Source organism: Romboutsia sp. (genome assembly GCF_035470145.1).
Lineage (GTDB): Bacteria > Bacillota > Clostridia > Peptostreptococcales > Peptostreptococcaceae > Romboutsia_D.
The window spans coordinates 1-1,839 of sequence record NZ_DATIRC010000015.1 but is presented as its reverse complement, the minus strand read 5'-3'; the positions used below and the strand labels follow the sequence as shown (position 1 = coordinate 1,839).

Below are 1,839 nucleotides of genomic sequence, written 5' to 3'. Positions count from 1 at the left end.
AGGTATTAAATATTAATGAAACTAAAGGTGTAGGAGTTAAATTTCCTTTACAGTTTCCTGTTAAATTTGAAGGTGGAGAAAGTTTTGAACGATATATAACTAATATAGGAAATGTTACATCTTATCCTGTTATAACTATAGCTGGACCATGTGCAGACTTTATTATTAAAAATGAAACTACAGGAGAAAAGCTAGATTTTACAGGACTTGAATTACTAGATGGAGATGTTTTAGTGATAGACAACAGACCTAAAAGCAGAGGCATATATCTAAATAGTACTAATAGAATTGATTTGAAGCTTGGAAATTGGATAAGTTGCAATATAGGACAAAATTATTTTACGTTCTCGAGAGTTTCAAATTCTTCAAATAACTTATGTACTATTGAATTCCAAAGTAGGTGGACATAATGTATTATATTAAAATATTTGATAATAAACATAATATTTTAGATGAAATACATGAGTTTAGTGGTCTGACTTATACTAAGACTTTAAACGGTGTTGGCAAATGTGAGTTTAGTATTCCTTTAAATTCTTTTAAATGTACTAAAGAAAACTTTACAGAAACTAATCATGTTGAGATTTATAGAAATGATGAAAAAGTTTGGGGTGGGTTTATAGTTCAAGCTGAATTTAATTTCCCTAATCTAAAAATAGGTTGTTATGGTTACTTAGGTATATTTATGTTTAGGAGATTAAGGGCAAAAGACTACGTTGAGCAAACTTATGCAAACTTATTCAAATCTTTATTGGTTGATATAAATAATATAAGCAGCACAGGAATAATCGAAGGTTACTTTGATAGTAATTCTTTGAGAACTCAAAGGAAGGTCGAGAATAAAGATTTTGCATTAGATAAGATGCTAGAATATGCAAACAGTGCTAATTATTATATAGAAGTGAATGACGATAGAGAATTTAATTTCTATACTGTAAAAGAACGAAGATTAGAATATGAGTTAATCTATGGTACAGAAGAAAGCGACAATATAATAAATGCACCTAGTCTATCAAGAAGTATTTTAGATATGGCTAATAATGTCTATGCTGAAAGTGAGCACGAAGAAGAAGGAGTTAAGACTATATTAACTTCTTTAAAACAAGATGCAAACTCTATTAATAAATATGGGTTATTTGAAGGTGTTTACAACGCTAATAATGATATAGTAATTCAAAATACTTTAGACAACTATGCAAATGATGAATTAAGTAAAAGAGCATATCCAAGTGATACAGTAAGTCTTAAAGTTGCTAATAGCAATATATGTCCTATACATAATTTAAAAGTTGGTGACATTATTCCTATATATTTAAAGCCATATTTTGAATATCGTGACGAAGTTAAAATACTTGAAATAACAATAGATGTAGCAAAGCAAGAAGCTGATGTAGTGGTTGGGCAAAAGTTGTATAAGCAACAAAAACCTATAACTATAATATATGCAAAATAGGAGGTGTTGAAATGAGCATAAAAACAAATTATTTTGATAATATAGATTACTATGCAAGTGACTTTGTAAAGTCATTTAAAGCTACGAATAGTAACGGTGTAGTAAATAAAAATGACTTCTTTGTTAATCCTAATTCACCAGCTAATTTAAACATAGTTGTTGATGCAGGAGAAGCATTTATCGAAGGATATTTCATAAAAATGGATACAAGCGAAATATTGCCATTGACTGCCAATACAAGTGGTTTAAATAGAAAAGATTTAGTCATTCTTAAATTAGATTTAAATAATTCTATAAGCCATTTAGAGGTGGTACAGGGGACACCTGCTAGTTCTCCTGTAGTTCCAACAGTTTCTACTGTAGATGGCGAATATTATATTAAATTA

At 29.0% G+C, this 1,839-nt stretch carries 3 protein-coding genes; all 3 read left to right on the top strand.

Translation table 11 applies throughout. From position 1 onward, the window contains the following. Window positions 1-410, top strand: a 410-nt coding sequence (locus VLM92_RS00475; RefSeq protein WP_331681645.1) for a phage distal tail protein, incomplete at its 5' end; no start/stop codon positions are given. After that, window positions 410-1,453, top strand: a complete 1,044-nt coding sequence (locus VLM92_RS00470) for a hypothetical protein (protein WP_325274391.1) — start codon at window positions 410-412, stop codon at window positions 1,451-1,453. The genes VLM92_RS00475 and VLM92_RS00470, both read left to right, overlap by 1 nt. Before the next feature lie 11 nt (window positions 1,454-1,464). Beyond that, window positions 1,465-1,839, top strand: a 375-nt coding sequence (locus VLM92_RS00465) for a hypothetical protein (RefSeq protein WP_325274390.1), incomplete at its 3' end; no start/stop codon positions are given.